Raw genomic sequence first — 1,238 nt, 5'->3', positions numbered from 1 at the left:
CGCCGCCCCCGCCGCCGCGCCGGCCGAGGAGATGGGCCTCGACATCCCGACCTTCCTGCGCCGCCAGAACAACTGACCGCGCCCGAAGCCGGACAAAGCCGCGCGAGGCATCGCCGGTAACAGACCCAGGCCCCGCGCTCCGGCGCGGGGCTTTTTGCATCGCGAAAACCGCCAATTTTCAAACACATGCCAAGCGAAGCTCGACGGAAATAATCGGTAATAAGCGTTGACTCGCCCTGGCCCCGCCCCCCTGCCATCTAGACGCTGACGGAACGGGCTTTGATGCGTTCCCCGACTGAACGGATGGCAGGGTTTTCATGGACGGTTTCCTCGCGGCAGGTCTGGACCGGCGCAGCACGCTCAAGGCGGCCATTGGCTGCGTCGGCGTCGGCCTGCACTCCGGCCAGCGCGCCAGCCTGACCCTGCGTCCCGCCCCGGCCGGCAGCGGCATCACCTTCCGCCGCACCGATCTCGGCCTCGACATCCCCGCCCGCTTCGACATGGTGTCCGACACGCGGCTCTGCACCGCGCTGTCGCTGCCCGGCAACCCGGCCGCGCGCATCGGCACCATCGAGCATGTGATGGCCGCGCTCTCCGCCTGCGGCATCGACGACGCGCTGGTCGAGGTGGACGGGCCGGAAGTGCCGATCATGGACGGCTCCGCCGCGCCCTTCCTGTTCCTGATCGACTGCGCCGGCACCACCACCACCGCCCTGCCGCGCCGCACGATCGAGGTGCTGAAGAGCGTCCGTGTCGAAGAGGGCGCCGCCTGGGCCGAGCTGCACCCGACCGCGACGCCGGGCTTCGAGGCGACTCTGGAGATCGACTTCCCCTCGCCCGCCATCGGCCACCAGGCGCTGTCGCTGCGGGTGACGGAAGCCTCCTTCCGCGCCGCCCTCGCCAATGCCCGCACCTTCACCCTGGCCGAGGATGTGGCGCGCGCCCGCGCCGCCGGCCTCGCCAAGGGCGGCAGCCTGGACAATGCCGTGGTGGTGGACGGCCCGCTGGTGCTGAACCCGGGCGGGCTGCGCCATCCGGATGAGTGCGTGCGCCACAAGCTGCTCGACGTGGTGGGCGACCTGGCGCTGGCCGGCGCGCCGCTCTCGGCCCGCTTCGCCGGCAGCCGCTCCGGCCACGCGCTGAACAACCGCCTGCTGCGCGCGCTCTTCGCCGACGCCACCGCCTGGCGCTGGCAGGAGGATGCGCTGGTCTCCCTCGCCGCCCCCGCCCTCTCCATG

General features: G+C 71.7%; 1 protein-coding gene. It reads left to right on the top strand.

All coding sequences use genetic code 11. The annotated features are described in order from the left end of the window. Positions 1–317: 317 nt before the first annotated feature. Positions 318–1,238, top strand: a 921-nt coding sequence (gene lpxC, locus HMPREF0731_RS19385) for a UDP-3-O-acyl-N-acetylglucosamine deacetylase (protein WP_007005909.1), incomplete at its 3' end; no start/stop codon positions are given.

Source organism: Pseudoroseomonas cervicalis ATCC 49957, from assembly GCF_000164635.1.
In the GTDB taxonomy this organism is placed as follows: domain Bacteria; phylum Pseudomonadota; class Alphaproteobacteria; order Acetobacterales; family Acetobacteraceae; genus Pseudoroseomonas; species Pseudoroseomonas cervicalis.
Note: the sequence above shows the minus strand (reverse complement) of the source record. Positions and strands in the feature narration are given on the sequence as shown.